Here is a 16,852-nt window from a genome sequence, read left to right as displayed (position 1 = left end):
CAATCAGTGCGTATGGTGAAAAAATAAATGTAAAGTGATGCTACGGCTGGTTATCAGGATGTGAAAGCCGGCCGGAGCGTACAGGCATCAACCGGTATTGCTTTTACCAATCCCGGAATAAGAATCTCTTTTATTTCACATCCTGACTTGCTTTGACTGCTCGTCTGCGGTTTCGTAGCCTGCGCCAGAGTTTACGGCCGAAAACAAGTGCTGATATTACCAGTATAACGGCAATCACAGCAGCAATTACCGGAGCGGCTATCGCCAGGATAGCCATTATACCGGCACCTGCCGTTTCCGAGGTGCCTACCACCGCATTTCCCAATCCGCCGGTTGTTGCCGTAGAGGCCGCCCTGAGCCCTGCAAATCCGGAACTTATGGTCATGGCCGTGCCCCCGCCCGCAATCAGGGCCAGTGCATACTGCGGAAAGGTTCCCAGTTCCGCAAACTGGCTGGCAAACAGAACGGAGCCCGCCACGGTAGCCATCGGAATGGAAATCGTGTCCAGCAGGTGATCGATAAACGGAAGGTAATAAGCAAGGATTTCCACAACCATGGCGATACCGGTGGTTACCAATGTAGGAAGACCGGCCAGCCACTCAAAATGCTCATTCATAGGAATCCAGTGAAGATAGGAGGCAAGGCTTACGGCAAACATCGGTAAAAAGACCCTGAAGCCGCTGGCAGCAGCCAGCCCGATACCGATAAAAGCGCTCAGCACATAAGAGAAGAAAGACAGATTTTCTGACATATTGATTTTCAGGTTAATTGTTTTGTTTAAAGATACAAAAAATTATCCGTGAAACAGGAAAGCCGGCCGTCTGCTGAAATATATTTACCTCAACTGCAGCAAACCGGCAATAGATGAACTAACAGTGCCGGAAATAATCATCCTTTCTTCTGGGCTTTGCAAAGCCTGTTGAACTGTTCCTCCACCTCTCTAAAGGTGGAAGGCATTTCCGGTGAGGCCCAGAACAGCATGGCAACCGACTTTTCTCCGAAAGCTTCCCGGAACAGATCCTTATTCAGCCTGTAGCATTCCCGCAGCAGCCTCTTGATGCGGTTCCTGTGAACCGCTTTTTTAAAGTATCTCTTGGAAACCGATACGGCAAACTTAGGATGTTCTATCGGAACGGAAGGCTTGTCTTTCAGAACGATAATCCTCAGGTTTCCAAGCGTCTTCCATTTGCCCTTTTCAAAAAGCAGGGTGATTTCGGTATTTTTTTTGAGCTTTTCGGCTCTGGGATAATTGAAATTTGTCATGAAAAGTTGCAAAGGGAATCTTTATTAGGCTTTCCGGTCCCGATAGGCAGGCTGAGGACCGGGTAAACTGTTATTTTTTGTCCAGCAGATAGGTAATCACCTCCGAAGCCGCATACAATCCGAAAATGGCAGGCATATAACTGATGGTACCGTAGAAAGATCTTTTATAATTGGTGCCGTCCGTCATTTTCAGACTCTCTTCATCCTGGATATCATTGGCAAAAACACAGCGCACGCCTTTATCAATTTTTACTTTCTTCAGCCTTTTCCGTACTTCCCTTGCCAGGTGGCAGTGCTCGGTTTTGCTGATATCCCTCACCAGTACTTTGCTGGGATCAGATTTTCCTCCGGCTCCCATAGAACTGACAATTTTTATTTTTCTCCTCTTGGCCGCGATGATCAGGGAGAGTTTGGGCGTGACGCTGTCAATGCAGTCCAGTACGTAATCAAACTCAGCCGAATCCAGTACTTCTTCCATTCTCTCAGGGTTCAGGAATTCATTGATTTTGGTTAAGGCCAGATCAGGATTGATATCCAGCAACCTCTCGGCAACCACTTCCACTTTATGCTTCCCTACAGTGGATCGCAAAGCGGGCAGCTGACGGTTGATATTGGTAATGTCAACGGTGTCACCGTCTACAATGGTCATGCTTCCTATTCCTGCTCGCGCCAGGAATTCTGCGGCAAAGGATCCTACGCCGCCCAATCCGACTACCAGGACGTTTGATTGTATCAGTTTTTCCAGACCTTCTTCCTTTACCAGAAGTTCTGTTCTTTCAAGCCAGTATTTATCCATTTTTTATTGTCTCTAAATTTTCTCTTATCTGTTCATTCAGGCTTTTCAGGGAAATCCCCCTGAGGACTGAAACTTTTTCATACAGAATCCCGATATCAAAGTCCTCATCATCCGTTTCCAGAAAGATCCTGTGCAGGGGAACTGCTTTCAAAGTATCCTGCAAAGATAAATTATACAGAACGGCTTTTCCAAAACTCAGATAAAAATTATTGTCCAGCAGGTCTGCTGCAACTTTTTGCTTTTTATTGAAACCATGCATGATCATAGGCTGCGAAGTGTATTTCCTGAAAGAGATCACTTCATAAAATTTCCTCACGCAGTGGATAATGACCGGTTTTCTGATCTCCTCTGCTATCCTCAGCTGTCTCAGAAAGGCTTCTCCCTGCGTTTTCAGGTCTGCCGTTGCTCCGGAGTCCAGTCCGCATTCCCCGATGGCAAAGCAGTTTTCCCTGATATTTGCCTCCAGCCATGAAAAAAGATCTTCCGTTGATCCTGAACCGATATCGTTAGGGTGTATCCCTATAGAATAGGGGAAATCCGGCGGAATATCCTGTAAGCCCAGGTTATAAATACCGTTTGGCATATTTTTTTTATGATGGTGAAAATCAAAAAAGTCCATGTTCAAAAATAAGATAAATTACCGTACCAAGTAAATTTCTTAAACGAACGTTTATAAATCTGTTAAAAAATTCTTAACTTTACTCAAAGTGCAAAGTATGAGGAAAAAATTTACTGAAAAACAAATTCACATTCTGGATATTGCAGAGGAACTGATTGCCAAGAAAGGATATGAAGGGACATCGGTACGGGATATCTGTTCAAAAGCCAACATTAATGTAGCCATGATTTCCTATTACTTCGGCTCCAAAGAAAAGATGATGTCTTATCTGTACCAGTACAGGGTACTGAAAACACGGGAAACTTTTTCTGAATTTGCAGATACTATCAAGGAGGGTAAACCGGAAATGCAAATGAAGGAAATCATCAAATATATTGTCTCGCAATTATTTAAATACAATTATTTCCACGGCTTTGTCACCCAGGAACTCAGGCATACGGATACAGTAAAAGACGAGCTGCTTGATTTTTATCAGCTGTTTGTCAAAAAACTGGATGAGGTTATTAAAAAAGGCGTAGCTACAGGCGTTTTTACCTTTACTCCGAAACCTGAAGATGTTCTTACCACCATTATAGGTTCTACGTTGTTCGTCATCAGAAACCGCAATTTCTATGAACTTTATGTGCCGAGTAAAAGCGAGGAAACGTATGCGCGGGAAGCAGAAAAGAAGGTGAGAATGAATCTTTTAATGAGCGTTTTTGCCATTCTGGGATACGCTGCGGACTAAAATTACGTTAAATATTCATAAAAAAAAATCTATTGGCAAAAAAGTTATATTTTTGCAAATTAGTAAATCGGCTGTAATACCCGAAAACTGTTGAATTTTTTATATGAAAAAATATATTTTAGGTCTTTTTGCTGTAGCAGTGGTCGCTTCATGTGTAAGCCAGCAGGAAAGAGCGATGAAAAGTGCTGACAAAAATGTGATCTTAAAAGCGGCAAACGAAAATTTTGCCAAAAAGAAATGGAAAAATGCACTGGCTCTTTATGACAGGCTTACCAATCTTGTTGCCGGAACAGATGATTTCCCGAATGTAGGTTTCAACACGGCATATGCTAATTATTACGACAAAAACTATAAACTGGCCGGTCACCAGTTCAAGAACTTCTCCGTAAGTTTTCCTAAAGACCCGAGAGCAGAAGAGGCGGCTTATATGTCTGCCCTGTGCTATTACGAGGGATCTATGGATTATAACCTGGACCAGTCTACCACGCAGTCCGCCATCAGTGAACTTCAGGATTTCCTGAATAACTACCCCAATTCGGAAAGATCAAAAAACATCAATACCCTGATTGACGAACTTTCTTATAAACTGGAATTCAAAGCCTACGAAAATTCAAAACAGTATTTCAATATGGGGGAATACAAAGCGGCAAATGTAGCCCTGGAAAATGTACTGGAAGACTTCCCAAGTACAAAACTGCGCCCTCAGATTTATGATTATATCGTAAAATCCCGTTATCAGCTCGCTACCAAATCGGTATATGACCTCAAGGATGAGCGTATTGAAAACGCACTGGCTTTTACGAGGCAGATTGAAAAAGAGATGCCGAATACCGAAGTTGCCAAAACAGCGCTGGATATAAGGGAAAAACTTGAAAAAGAGAAAAAAGACTTCGTGATCGTTAAAAAGCAGACCGAAGAAAGAATAGCCGCCCTTACCGAGCGTCAGAAAAGACTGGAAGCCCAGAATGCAGAGAAGGCCAAAACAGAGCAGCAGATCAAAGATCAGGTGGATAACGAGAAAAAAGCCATACAGATCCAGAGGGATAGTGCGGTAATTAATACCCCTCCGCCAGCAGCCACTTTCAAGATTCAAAGATAATTCGTAAATTTGCGGACTTAATATAAAATTAATATTCTCAAAATGAGTGTAAAAGATACAAAAGCAGAAGTAAATACCATTACTTACGATAAAGATAAGATTGAAGACAAAGTAGGTTCAATCTACGAAGCGATTGTTATCATGGGAAAAAGAGCAGAGCAGATCAATGCTGAAATCCGTACGGAATTGCACAACAAGCTTGATGAGTTTGCCGTTCACAATTCTACCCTGGAAGAGGTTTTCGAAAACAGAGAACAGATTGAAATCTCCAAGCATTACGAAAAACTTCCGAAGCCTACTTCCATTGCCGTTGAAGAGTGGCTGAATGAAGAAATTTACTTCAGAAAAACAGAAGAAAGAAAATAAACATCATCATGTTTTTATAAACGAAGGTCATAAGGAAATCTTTTCTTTATGACCTTTGTTGTTACGGGTCGGTTTGTAACAAAAATTAAGTAATTTAGTAGGCTAAAAATTAAATACGACGATCAATGAGCCTTTCCGGTAAAAAAATTCTGATTGCGGTTTCCGGAGGAATTGCAGCTTATAAAATTCATTTTCTGATCAGGGATTTTGTCAGGAAAGGAGCCGAGGTCCAGGTTATAATGACACCTGATGCTGAGCACTTCGTAACCAAACTAAGTCTTTCCACCTTATCCAAGAACCCGGTATATACTGAATTTTACAATGACCACGGAACCTGGAACAGCCATGTGGACATGGGATTATGGGCAGACCTGATGCTGGTGGCGCCATGTACGGCCAATACATTGGCTAAAATGGTGCACGGAATGTGCGACAGCCTGTTGATGGCCACCTATATGTCTGCCAAATGCCCGGTATTTATTGCTCCGGCCATGGATCTGGATATGTATGCACATCCTTCCACACAAAAGAACATAGCACTTGCAGAAAGTTTCGGACATACCGTTATTCCGGCAGAGCATGGCGAGCTGGCCAGCGGACTCATAGGGCAGGGAAGGATGGCAGAGCCGGAGACCATTTCAAGAGCCGTTGAACGTTTCTTTACGACAAAAGAGAAAAGAAGCTTTCATGGAAAAACGGTCCTGATCACGGCCGGACCTACCTATGAAGCCATCGATCCGGTACGGTTTATAGGAAACCATTCCTCCGGAAAAATGGGATTTGCCCTTGCTGAGGAAGCCGCTGTAAGGGGAGCACACGTTATCGTAATATCCGGGCCGACTTCGCAAAAAACAGAAAATAAAAATATTGAAGTGTACCCGGTAACCTCGGCCAGGGAAATGCTTTCCAAAGTTTTTGAGTTTTATGACAAGGCAGATATTGCCATTGCCAGCGCTGCGGTGGCAGACTATGCCCCAAAGGAAGCGGCGAGTGAAAAGATCAAGAAAAATGACGATCATCTGACCATAGAGCTTGTGAAAAATCCCGATATCCTTAAAACCATGGGCGAGAAAAAGTCCCGCCAGTTCCTGGTAGGATTTGCGCTGGAAACCCAGCAGGAGGAAGAAAATGCAAAAGGCAAACTGGAAAAGAAAAATCTGGATATGATCGTACTGAATTCCCTCCGAGACCAGGGAGCCGGTTTCAAAGGGGATACCAATAAAATTAAAATCTTTACCCGGACGGAAAAAAAAGAATTCGGACTGAAACCAAAAGAGGAAGTAGCCATAGATATCCTGGATTTCGTTGAAGACCAGATTGTAAAATAATTTCGCTAAATTCCCGTTCTTAATTTTTAATTGAAAATGAAAAAAATTTTAAGTATATTTTTACTCCTTTTCGTGTGCAACCTCAGCTTTTCCCAAGAACTGCTGGCTACCGTACAGGTGAATTCCCAGCAGCTGGGAGGCAGCAACCAGTCAGCCTATAAAGCCTTGGAGAAAAGCCTCAGGGATTTCATCAATAACACCAGCTGGACCGGTAAAAGGCTTCAGAATTTTGAAAAAATCAAATCCAATTTTGCTATTGTCATCAGTGAAAGGGAAGGGAACCGTTTCCGGGGAACCATTGTGGTACAGGCGGTACGCCCTGTTTTCAACACCACTTACGAATCACCGCTGATCAACCTGCAGGACCAGAGGTTCTCTTTCGATTATGTGGAAAATGAAAACCTTATTTTTAACGAAAGACAGTTTTCCGGAAAAAACCTCATTGACGTTATCAGCTTTTATGTCTATGTGATCCTTGGATATGATGCCGACAGTTTTCAGTCCATGGCAGGAACCCAATGGTTCCAGAAGGCCCAGCAGATTGCCCAGAACGGCGAATCACAGAATACCTATGACGGATGGAAGCAGATCAATGAGCCCAGAAGCCGTTCGATCCTGATCAAGGAAATTATGGCCCCGAGCTGGAGCCAGGTCCGCGCCACGATCTATTCCTATCACCGCGCAGGGCTGGACAACCTGTTCAACCAGGACCAGACCCAGGCCAAAAAAGTGATCTTCGATGCACTGATGCAGCTGAAGCAATATGAAAATACCTTCCAGCAGGCTTATTTCTTCAATCTTTTCATGGATACCAAGGCCGATGAGATCTTCAATATCTTCAATACCGGAAACAACGGCGGTCTTATACTGGCCGACCTGAAAAACGAAATGATCATCCTGTCCCCGAAAAATACGGAATCAAGATGGAACAAGTGGAAATAGTAACTTCGTTTGAATTCTGAAATCTAAAGTTCTATATTTGCATTAGCTAAATAATTGCTATTATCAATGCTTTCGAGAATTTACATTAAAAATTTCGCCCTGATTGATACCCTTGAAGTATCGTTGCACAATGGTTTGCAGGTTATTACCGGGGAAACCGGTGCCGGAAAATCCATTATCCTGGGTGCGCTGCGCTTGATTTTGGGTGAACGGGCCGATGTAAAATCGATTTCAAAAACCGATCAGAAAAGTGTTGTAGAAACGGAATTTGCCCTGAACAACCAGTTCAAGAAATTTTTTATCGAAAATGATCTCGATTACGAGCATCAGACCATTATACGGCGGGAAATCCTGCCTTCCGGGAAATCCAGGGCCTTCATCAATGATGTACCGGTGACACTGGATGTCCTGAGAACCCTGTCTTCACAGCTGATTGACATTCATTCCCAGTTTGAGACGTCCAACCTGTTTACGCCGGAATACCAGTTTAAAATTATCGACGGACTTTCTGAAAACAGGCAGCTGGTACAGGATTACCACCATGAATTTTCAGATTTCCAGAGCCTGAAGCTGCAGCTGAAAAGACTCCGTACCCAGCTTTCAGATGCCAATAAGGAGAGTGATTACAAAGCCTTCCTTCTTACCGAACTGGAAGAACTGCATCTGGATAACGTAGATTTCGAAGAGCTCCAGAATCAGCTTTCCATCCAGGAAAACGCTGGAATGATCTCCGAAAATCTTGCTCAGGTATTGTCCCGCTTCCATCAGGAAGAAGTAGGAATCTTCTCTTTCTTTAATGAGGCTAAAAACAAGCTGGCCAGGATCGCGGAAGTTTCCCAAAGCTTTGCCGAACTGCACGGAAGACTCGAAACGTCTTTCGTGGAATTGAAAGATATTATTTCCGAGCTTGAAAACGAAGCGGAAAGAATTGAAATAAATCCTGAAAACTTAGCCGTTCTCTCCGAACTGAACAACCGGATCAATGTCTTGTTCCTTAAGCATAGCGTAAGTGATATTACAGAGCTCAGAGCAGTGAGAGACCAGCTGGCAGGCGACCAGAAAGGGGCTTCGGAACTTGAATCCCAGATTGAAGAAATAGAGGGGAACATTTCCGGAAAAGAAAAATCCCTTGCGGTTCTGGCGGCAAAGCTTTCTAAAAACAGGAAAAAGAGCATTCCGGTTTTCATCAGAAAGGCAGAAAGCCTGCTGAAAAAACTCGGCCTTGAAAAAGCGAAGGTCGGTATTGAGCTTCAGGAAGTACAGGAATTCAACGCCTTTGGCAAAGAAAGCATCCAGCTGCTGTTCCAGGCCAATTCGGGATTTCCGCTGAAACCTATACAGACGGCCATTTCCGGTGGGGAAAGATCCAGGGTGATGCTGGCCGTAAAGAAGATTATTGCAGAAAGTGATGACCTTCCGACCCTTATTTTAGATGAAATCGATACCGGGGTTTCCGGGAAAGTAGCTGAAGAAATCGGAAACCTGATGCGTGAAATGTCAGCCGATATGCAGCTGATCGTGATTTCACACCTTGCCCAGGTAGCAGCCAAAGGAAATAACAATTATAAAGTTGTGAAGAAAGATGTAGCCGGCAAGACCCAGTCTACCATCATTCCGCTCAGCGATCAGGAAAAACTCAACGAAATTGCCCAGCTCCTTTCGGGCAGCAGGATTACCGAAGCCGCGCTGGCGCAGGCAAAAGAACTGATCGGGTAATTTCCCACCTCATAATAACAGAACAAAAGGCTTCCTGTAAGGAGGCTTTTTATGTGCGGATAGTAATTTATTTTTGGCTACACTGCCGGTGATCAGATCAGTGGCCCGTTTGTGTACTGCAGAAAATCTTCCGTATTTTATATTCAGGGAATCCATCTGTAAACAACTCAGAAAAGACAGGGTATTTTTTCCGACTGTCTGCCAAATCAGGTCAGGTCATTCCACACAGCCATTTCTTATGCGGGGATTTAATCTTCGGGATTCTGTAACATTTTACCCGTCTTTATAACTAATACTATAAAAAAGATAACTATGTTTTTACAATTCCTCAGATTGGAAATCAAAAGTTTTTTTCGCGGCAGTTCGCTGGGAATCAATCTGGCGATGAAGATCTTCCGTTTCATCGGGATCCTCTATTTTATGGTCTGCCTGGTGGCCGGAGCATTCGGGGCTTTTTTCTACATTCAGGAAGAAATGCACCGCGATCCGCTACAGGTGGTATCCCGGTTTTTACTGGCGGCCTGGGCAATAGACCTGATTGCCAAGTATATCTGGCAGGAAATGCCTACCCAGAATATCAAGCCTTTCCTTACCCTCAATATCCCTAAAAAAACATTGGTCAATTACCTGCTGACGAAGACCTTTCTTTCGTTTTTCAGCTGGCTGAACTCATTGTTCCTTATCACTTTCTGCATCATTGCATTATTCAACGGATACGCGGTTGCCGGCATAGCAGGCTGGTTTATCGGGGTTTCACTATTGTTCTACCTGAATAATTTTATCAATATCCTTTTCAATGGTAAAGAGGCTGTGGTGGTAGCAGTAGGATGTGTTTTTGCGCTTGTCGCAGGCCTTGCTTATTACCAGGTGATACCGGTGCTGGATTATTCCCAGCGGCTGTTCTATAATTTTTACGAAAGGCCTTACTTTGCAGTGGTTTCTCTGATGTTGTTTATCAGGCTGTGGGAAATCTGCTTCCGCCATATCCGGAAAGTTTTTTACCTGGATCAGGGACTGGAAGTGAAAAAAGAAGTGGGGAAAACCGAAAACATTGCTTTCCTTAATAGATACGGTGCCATCGGGACTTTCATCAACAATGATATCAAGATGATGAAACGAAATAAAGTAACGAAAGGCATTATCTGGGGGAGTTTCCTGTTCCTGTTCTATGGTATGCTGATGTTTACCTCTTCGATCTATAAAACGCCTGCCATGACCATGTTCATGGGGCTGTTCGTTACAGGTGGCTTCCAGTTCCTGTTCGGGCAGCGGGTACCGGCTTTCGACAGCTCCTATTATCCCCTGATGATGACGCTGAATGTGCCTTATAAAGAATATCTGAAAGCGAAATGGTGGCTTATGAATATCGTAACTGCCGCTTCCGTTGTACTGGCACTCTGCTATGCCTATTTCGGCTGGGATATGTATCTGACTTTCCTTGCAGCCGGAATTTACAACATTGGGGTCAATTCTCAGTTTACCCTTTGGTCAGGCGCTTATAATAAAATGCAGATTGACCTTAATTCGAAAGAAAAAAGATTCGGCCAGAAAAACAGCTTCAACCTGAAAGCCCTGCTGCTGCTGATTCCCAAAATGTTCCTGCCGATGGTGGTATTTGCATTGGTACAGCGTTTTTTCGGGATCACGGCTGGAGTAATCAGTGTTGCTACCATGGGGCTGGCCGGTTTCCTGATCCGGGAAAAAATATTCGATATTATCGTAAAGACATACAAAGTAGAAAAATACAGCACGCTGGAGGCATTTAAAAACAAAGACTAATAAAATAAAATATGATTACCATTAATAATATATCAAAAACATACGGTAAGGCAACCGTCCTGCATATTGAAAATCTTGAGATTCCGAAAGGAGAAACCTTCGGGCTGGTGGGAAATAACGGAGCCGGGAAAACCACCCTGTTCAGCCTGATGCTGGATCTGATCCGTGCTACAACAGGCTACATAAGCATCGATGGAATCAAAGTTCATGAATCGGAAGTATGGAAGAATAAAGTATCCGCTTTTGTAGACGATTCCTTCCTGATCGGTTATCTTACGCCTGAAGAATACTTTTATTTCATCGGGGAGCTCAGGGGACAGACCAAGGCATCGGTGGATGAATTCCTTAAACAGTTTCATGATCTGTTCAGCGGCGAGATCCTGAATTCCGGGAAGTATGTCCGTGACCTCTCCAAGGGAAACCAGAAAAAAGTGGGAATCGTAGGCGCTATCCTGGGAAATCCGGAAATCATTATTCTCGACGAACCTTTTGCCAACCTGGATCCTTCCACCCAGATCAAGCTTAAAAATCTGATCAGGGAACTGTCTAAGCAGGATGGAGTCACTTTCCTTATTTCAAGCCACGATCTTTCCCATACCACGGAAGTGTGCAACAGGATTGTGGTGGTAAATAAGGGAACCGTAGTAAAGGATATCCGTACCCATCCGGAAACCCTGAAAGATCTGGAGCAGTATTTTGCAGACCAGGTCTCGGTGCCGGCTACAGACCTGCAGTGAGATAGAATTTTATATAAAGACACCCTTTCTGGTATGGAAAGGGTGTTTATTTTTGGTTGGGATAGAAAAGTTCATGCTACTTAGACGGATGGTTTCCAATCCACCACCGCGCGGATAAATGCTTCCGCGTTTTCTACCGGGATGTTAGGCAGGATTCCGTGGCCCAGGTTGGCGATGTATTTGTCTTTCCCGAAGCGGCTGATCATTTCATGAACCATCTTTCTGATGGTTTCGGGAGTAGAGTGCAGCCTGGCAGGATCAAAATTACCCTGAAGCGTTACGGCATTGCCGGTGAATGTCCTGGCCAGTTCCGGAGTAATGGTCCAGTCTACGCCCAAAGCAGAAACTCCGGATCGGGTCATGTCTTCCAGGGCAAACCAGCAACCTTTCCCGAACACTACAACGTGGGTCAGCGGCTTTAAGGCTTCAACAATCTGGTTGATATACTGCCATGAAAATTCCTGATAATCTGCCGGCGAAAGCATTCCGCCCCATGAATCGAAAACCTGGACGGCTGAAACACCTTTTTCCACTTTCCTTTTCAGGTAAGCGATGGTAGTGTCGGTGATTTTCTGAAGCAGCAGGTGGGCCGCTTCCGGCTGGCGGAAACAGAAGGACTTGGCAATATCAAAAGCCTTGCTTCCTTTCCCCTCCACACAATAGCACAGGATCGTCCATGGCGAGCCGGCAAACCCGATCAGCGGGATTTCGTTATCTAATTTCTGTAAAGTCAGTTCAATGGCATCAAAAACGTATCCTAACGTATCATTCACATCCGGAACGGGAACGTTCTGTACCTGTTCCAGGGTACGGATCGGGTTATCCAGCCACGGGCCTACATTTTCTTTCATTTTGAAATCGATTCCCATGGCCTGGGGAACAACCAGGATATCTGAAAAAAGAATAGCGGCATCCAGCGGGAATCTTCTGATCGGCTGTACGGTAATTTCGGAAGCCAGCTCCGGGGTCTGGCACCGCGTAAAGAAATCATACTGGTCCCTGAGGGCAATAAATTCCGGCAGGTATCTTCCGGCCTGCCTCATCATCCAAACGGGTGGCCTTTCCACAATTTCCCCGCGAAGGGCTTTTAAATATAGGTCGTTTTTAATCATAGCATAGCATTATTCAACTAATATCGTCGTCTACCGACAGCGCATCTTTCATTTTCTGTCTGCAGCTGTTTTTCTGATCAGGTCCAGAAGAGAGGAAAGCGTATTTCCTTCAGCGGTAAAAACCGGTTGGGAAACATGTTTTCTCAGCTCGCCCGAAGTGGTTTCCCCTATTGAAAACAGCGTCATGCCTTCAAAAGAATTCCGCTGTGCAAAACTACGAACTCCGCTCGGACTAAAAAATACGGCAGCATGATATTTTTCATGAATCAGCGGCCGGATTTCTTCCGTCTCGTAAACCGTAATTTTTTTATACCGCATGTTCTGCAGCGGAAGGTCATTATCCAGCACACTGATGGCCAGGTTGCCGCAGAAATGCAGAAAGCTTTCGTGCTGGCAGTAAGCAGTGATAAACTTCGACAGGGCATCGGCATTTTTCAGTACTTTGAAAGTTCCGAATCCATGCTTCCTGAGCTCACGTTTTGTTTTTTCGCCCACACAGTAGATTTTATTGTAATATTTCGCCGTAAAATCTTCATTGGGCCGGAATCCGTTCCTGAAAAATGAATCTACTCCGTTGACACTGGTGAAAATCAGGGAATGGGCTTTGAGGGCAAAGGGCTGGACCGGTAAAGCTTTTGTCCTGATTACCTCAATACAATCGGCCGTGATATCCGGGCCTAAAGCCTGGGAAATAACAGAAGCCTTTATGTTTTTGGTAAACAGGATTTTCATAAGCGCACTTTTAAAGATACAGGAAATTACAGTTGGCTCTTAATTTCGGCCATCAGTTCTTTTCCCCCGTTTTCAAGAACGATGGCGGCAAATTTTTCACCGGAGTTTTCCTCTTCGTTATAAATGAAATTCTCATCGGTGGCAATGCTGCTTTTTCCATCCAGGGAGCAGAGTGCTGCCTTAAAACGGATCTGGTTATCGAAAATTTCGGCAAAAGCACCGATAGGCGCCGTACAGCCTCCTTCCAGCGTTCTCAGAAAATTCCTTTCCATCTCTACGCAGATTTGTGTTGGCTTATGGTTGATGGAACTTACAATGGTATTGATTTCCTTTTTATTGGAATGGCCGGCTACGGAAATTACGCCCTGTGAAGCCGCAGGAATCATAAAAGGCAACATCTCATAGTCGATATCCATATTCATCCTCTTGATACCTGCCAGAGAAAGAATGGTCGCATCGAAATCCCCTTCTTCAAGTTTCTGCAGGCGGGTCTGAATGTTTCCACGGATATCCGAAAATTCGGCAGCCGGAAAGTTTTTCAGCCAGAAAGCCCTTCTTCTCAGGCTGCTGGTCGCCAGCTTCAGTTCATGGAATTCCTTATTTTTCGCCGATTCTTTCCTGATCAGTACATCCTGGGGATAATCCCTTTCCAGGTGGGCGATCAGTTCGATATGTTCCGGCAGCTGGGTCGGTACGTCTTTCAGGGAGTGTACGGCAATATCAATTTCATCATTCAGCAGTGCCACATCCAGGTCACGGGTAAAGACACCGGTAATTCCCAGTGCATACAGCGGCTGGTTAAGATTTTTATCGCCTGAAGAAACGATAGGAACGATTTCCGTCAGGTAATTCTGGTTCTGAAGGTGTCTCGCTACTTCTCTTGCCTGCCAGAGGGCAAGGGCGGAATTCCGGGTTCCGATTCTAATGCTTTTCATTGAATTCGTTGTTTGGTTGTTCAACTAATATTTCGTGCATTAATTTACTAATTTCTTCGGCTTTCAAAGGATTATCGATGATGTATTTTGCAAAACGGCTGGTAATCTTCTGGATCATTTTATCAGAAAGCTCCATATCCGTGATGTTGATGTATTTGTTTTTTCTGTAAAAGTTATGCATTTCATTGCGCTCCATATTTTTCAGGACCGCTTTGAAGTGATGGATATTAGGGGCGAGTTTCCTTTTCTTTTCCCACTCCATGAAATCCTTTGTCATTTCCTTGATGATCTTTTCTGCTTTCGGAATCTCTTTTTCCCGCTGCTGGATGGTTTCCTGGATCTGTTTGGAGAGGTCGTCCACATCCACCAGGGTTACGTTTTCATTTTCTGTCACGTTTTTTTCAACGTTATGCGGAATAGAAAGGTCGATTACCAGTGTCTGCTTTCCGTTAGGGAAATGGGACCTGTTGACAATGGGGTGTCTTGCACCTGTCGCCACAATAAGGATATCGGTATTTTTAAGTTCCTTATCAAAATCAGAATAGTCGATATAGGGAATGTGGTACTTGTCTGCAATTTTTGCTGCGGTTTCCTGGGTCCTGTTGGCGATCCTGATTTTTGGCTGGTACACATGCTTTACCAGGTTTTCTACGGTATTCTGCCCGATTTCACCTACTCCGAGAAGAAGGATGTTCTTATCGGTAATTCTCTTCTGGCTGTTCAGGATGTAGTGTACGGCCGCGTAAGAAACAGAAGCTGCCCCATTGGAAATGGCCGTCTCGTTTTTTATCCTTTTTGAAATCTGTATTGCGGAATTAATGGCCCTTTCCAGAAAAGGATTGGAATTCCTTCTTTCCTTTTTGAAACGGTTATATGCTTTTTTGATCTGGCCGATGATTTCAAAATCCCCGATGATCTGGCTTTCCAGTCCGGCCGCTACCCGGAACAGGTGGGTAAGCGCTTCTTCCTTGGTAAGGATATTGGCAAACTGAAGGAAATCCATCAGGTTGACACCGATGGTCTTGCAGTATTCTTCTGCTACCAGCAGGTAATTGGGAGAAGTGGTATAGATTTCCGTCCTGTTACAGGTAGAAACCACAAAGGCATCTCCCAGGTCTTCATCATGGATCCTGGTGACAAAACTTTTGATGTTTTCATCAAAAAATGCAAATTTTCCGCGCGTCTCGGCATCAGCTTTTTCATAACTGATGGAAAGTACCGCAAAATTCGAGGTCTGATGGATGTTGGAATACTGTAACATAAGCGATGCAAATTTACGCTTTTTTTGCCAAAGGGCTTCCTGATCCTGTATATGATAATTATCGTAAAAAACTATTCCTGCATCCGGCTTCTCTTTTTACAGAGGGTGCTGCAGGCCCTGCCATCACAGCTAAACCGGTACCGGAAAACAGATTATACTCCTCACCGGCGGTTTTTCTTTCATGCAAATATTTCGTAAAAATAACAGGACAATGATCCGGCCGGATATTCCCCTGAGACCCTGTTAATTTTCTTCAATCCCGCTTAAATTAAAGCCTGTAAATACTTCAACTGAAAGTTAATAAGCGCTTTTTAATTTTAATAAAATTTTAACCAAATTATATGGCTGCGAAATTTCTTCGGTCATGTTAAATTTATATCTTTGTAACTCTTTAAAAAATCAGAAGGAAATATGAGTTTATTCGATATGTTTACGCAGGAAATTGCGATAGACCTTGGTACTGCCAATACCCTAATCATCCATAATAATAAAATTGTTATAGATCAGCCGTCTATTGTTGCCATCGAACGTTCTACGGGTAGACCGATTGCCGTGGGAGAGCAGGCAAAACATATGCAGGGAAAAACTCATGAGGATATCAAGACCATCCGTCCGCTGAAAGACGGGGTGATTGCCGATTTCCACGCTTCTGAGCACATGATTAAAGAATTCATCAAGAAAATTCCGGGCATTAAAGGTAAATTTATCCAGCCGGCACTGAGGATTGTGATCTGTATTCCTTCCGGGATCACTGAAGTGGAAAAGAGAGCGGTACGCGATTCTGCCCAGAAAGTAAATGCCAAAGAAGTAAGGCTGATTTATGAGCCGATGGCAGCGGCAATAGGAGTCGGGATTGACGTCCAGAAGCCTGAAGGGAACATGATCATCGATATCGGCGGAGGAACCACGGAAATTGCCGTTGTTGCTTTGGGAGGTATTGTTTGTGATAAATCCGTGAAGATTGCCGGTGACGTATTTACCAATGATATCGCTTATTACCTGAGAACCCACCATAACCTGTATATCGGGGAAAGAACGGCAGAAAGAATCAAAATTGAAGTAGGTTCTGCCGTGGAAGACCTGGATGTGGATATCGAGGATATTCCGGTACAGGGAAGGGACCTGATTACAGGAAAACCGAAAGAAATCATGGTGGGATACAAAGAGATTGCCAGGGCTCTTGACAAATCCATCATCAGGATTGAGGATGCGGTAATGGAAACCCTTTCCCTTACGCCTCCTGAGCTGGCAGCTGATATTTACAAGACCGGGATTTACCTTGCCGGCGGCGGTGCGCTTCTGAGAGGGCTTGCCGACAGGCTTCATAAAAAGACCGGGCTTCCTGTTTTTGTTGCTGAAGATCCTTTAAGGGCCGTGGTACGCGGAACAGGGATCGCGCTTAAAAACATGGATAAATTCAACTTCCTGATTAAATAATTT

The 16,852-nt window shown here is 44.1% G+C and carries 17 protein-coding genes; 9 read left to right on the top strand and 8 right to left on the bottom strand.

The window, feature by feature from the left end:
• Positions 1–130: 130 nt before the first annotated feature.
• The 4 genes from QZ735_RS14165 to QZ735_RS14150 form a co-directional block, all read right to left on the bottom strand.
• Entirely contained in the window at positions 131–751 is a 621-nt protein-coding gene (locus QZ735_RS14165) for a DUF4126 domain-containing protein (protein ID WP_294249627.1), read from the bottom strand.
• A gap of 137 nt (positions 752–888) precedes the next feature.
• Complete coding sequence (rnpA, locus tag QZ735_RS14160; RefSeq protein WP_294249625.1) at positions 889–1,263, bottom strand: ribonuclease P protein component; 375 nt, start codon at positions 1,261–1,263, stop codon at positions 889–891.
• 70 nt (positions 1,264–1,333) lie between these two features.
• On the bottom strand, positions 1,334–2,059 hold the full coding sequence (locus QZ735_RS14155; RefSeq protein WP_294249623.1) for a tRNA threonylcarbamoyladenosine dehydratase: 726 nt from the start codon (positions 2,057–2,059) through the stop codon (positions 1,334–1,336).
• Complete coding sequence (locus QZ735_RS14150; RefSeq protein ID WP_294249621.1) at positions 2,052–2,642, bottom strand: TatD family hydrolase; 591 nt, start codon at positions 2,640–2,642, stop codon at positions 2,052–2,054. The genes QZ735_RS14155 and QZ735_RS14150 overlap by 8 nt, the downstream gene beginning before the upstream one ends.
• A 133-nt stretch (positions 2,643–2,775) precedes the next feature.
• On the opposite strand from QZ735_RS14150, the gene QZ735_RS14145 reads away from it, so the two are divergent.
• The 8 genes from QZ735_RS14145 (at position 2,776) to QZ735_RS14110 (ending at position 11,372) form a co-directional block, all read left to right on the top strand.
• A complete protein-coding gene (locus QZ735_RS14145) occupies positions 2,776–3,405 on the top strand; it encodes a TetR/AcrR family transcriptional regulator (RefSeq protein ID WP_294249619.1) in 630 nt (209 codons plus the stop codon).
• A 103-nt stretch (positions 3,406–3,508) separates the two neighbouring features.
• Entirely contained in the window at positions 3,509–4,504 is a 996-nt protein-coding gene (locus QZ735_RS14140) for an outer membrane protein assembly factor BamD (protein ID WP_294249617.1), read from the top strand.
• A gap of 42 nt (positions 4,505–4,546) precedes the next feature.
• Positions 4,547–4,870 carry a DNA-directed RNA polymerase subunit omega gene (locus QZ735_RS14135; protein ID WP_294249615.1) on the top strand — a complete coding sequence of 108 codons (324 nt, stop codon included), beginning with the start codon at positions 4,547–4,549 and terminating at the stop codon, positions 4,868–4,870.
• Between the two features lie 125 nt (positions 4,871–4,995).
• Complete coding sequence (coaBC, locus tag QZ735_RS14130; RefSeq protein WP_294249613.1) at positions 4,996–6,198, top strand: bifunctional phosphopantothenoylcysteine decarboxylase/phosphopantothenate--cysteine ligase CoaBC; 1,203 nt, start codon at positions 4,996–4,998, stop codon at positions 6,196–6,198.
• A gap of 36 nt (positions 6,199–6,234) precedes the next feature.
• Positions 6,235–7,140 (top strand): DUF4835 family protein, encoded by a 906-nt coding sequence (locus QZ735_RS14125; RefSeq protein ID WP_294249611.1) that lies wholly within the window; start codon positions 6,235–6,237, stop codon positions 7,138–7,140.
• A gap of 66 nt (positions 7,141–7,206) precedes the next feature.
• Positions 7,207–8,856, top strand: a complete 1,650-nt coding sequence (locus QZ735_RS14120) for an AAA family ATPase (RefSeq protein ID WP_294249610.1) — start codon at positions 7,207–7,209, stop codon at positions 8,854–8,856.
• Between the two features lie 312 nt (positions 8,857–9,168).
• The gene (locus QZ735_RS14115) at positions 9,169–10,635 is read left to right on the top strand and encodes a DUF5687 family protein (RefSeq protein WP_294249607.1); all 1,467 of its coding nucleotides are present in this window, start codon (positions 9,169–9,171) and stop codon (positions 10,633–10,635) included.
• A gap of 11 nt (positions 10,636–10,646) precedes the next feature.
• On the top strand, positions 10,647–11,372 hold the full coding sequence (locus QZ735_RS14110) for an ABC transporter ATP-binding protein (protein ID WP_294249605.1): 726 nt from the start codon (positions 10,647–10,649) through the stop codon (positions 11,370–11,372).
• An 80-nt stretch (positions 11,373–11,452) separates the two neighbouring features.
• Here the strand turns inward: QZ735_RS14110 and hemE are convergent, their stop codons facing one another.
• Genes hemE through hemA form a run of 4 tightly spaced genes read right to left on the bottom strand, consistent with a single transcriptional unit; the run spans position 11,453 to position 15,412 of the window.
• Entirely contained in the window at positions 11,453–12,484 is a 1,032-nt protein-coding gene (hemE, locus tag QZ735_RS14105; RefSeq protein WP_294249603.1) for a uroporphyrinogen decarboxylase, read from the bottom strand.
• Positions 12,485–12,532: 48 nt separating this feature from the next.
• A complete protein-coding gene (locus QZ735_RS14100; protein ID WP_294249601.1) occupies positions 12,533–13,216 on the bottom strand; it encodes a uroporphyrinogen-III synthase in 684 nt (227 codons plus the stop codon).
• Between the two features lie 26 nt (positions 13,217–13,242).
• A complete protein-coding gene (gene hemC / locus QZ735_RS14095; RefSeq protein ID WP_294249599.1) occupies positions 13,243–14,151 on the bottom strand; it encodes a hydroxymethylbilane synthase in 909 nt (302 codons plus the stop codon).
• On the bottom strand, positions 14,138–15,412 hold the full coding sequence (hemA, locus tag QZ735_RS14090; RefSeq protein WP_294249596.1) for a glutamyl-tRNA reductase: 1,275 nt from the start codon (positions 15,410–15,412) through the stop codon (positions 14,138–14,140). The genes hemC and hemA overlap by 14 nt, the downstream gene beginning before the upstream one ends.
• Before the next feature lie 411 nt (positions 15,413–15,823).
• Here hemA and QZ735_RS14085 point away from each other — a divergent pair, with 411 nt between their 5' ends.
• Positions 15,824–16,849, top strand: coding sequence for a rod shape-determining protein (locus QZ735_RS14085; RefSeq protein WP_027381028.1), 1,026 nt, complete (start codon positions 15,824–15,826; stop codon positions 16,847–16,849).
• Positions 16,850–16,852 lie beyond the last annotated feature (3 nt).

This window comes from uncultured Chryseobacterium sp. (assembly GCF_913776365.1).
Lineage (GTDB): Bacteria > Bacteroidota > Bacteroidia > Flavobacteriales > Weeksellaceae > Chryseobacterium.
Note: the sequence above shows the minus strand (reverse complement) of the source record. Positions and strands in the feature narration are given on the sequence as shown.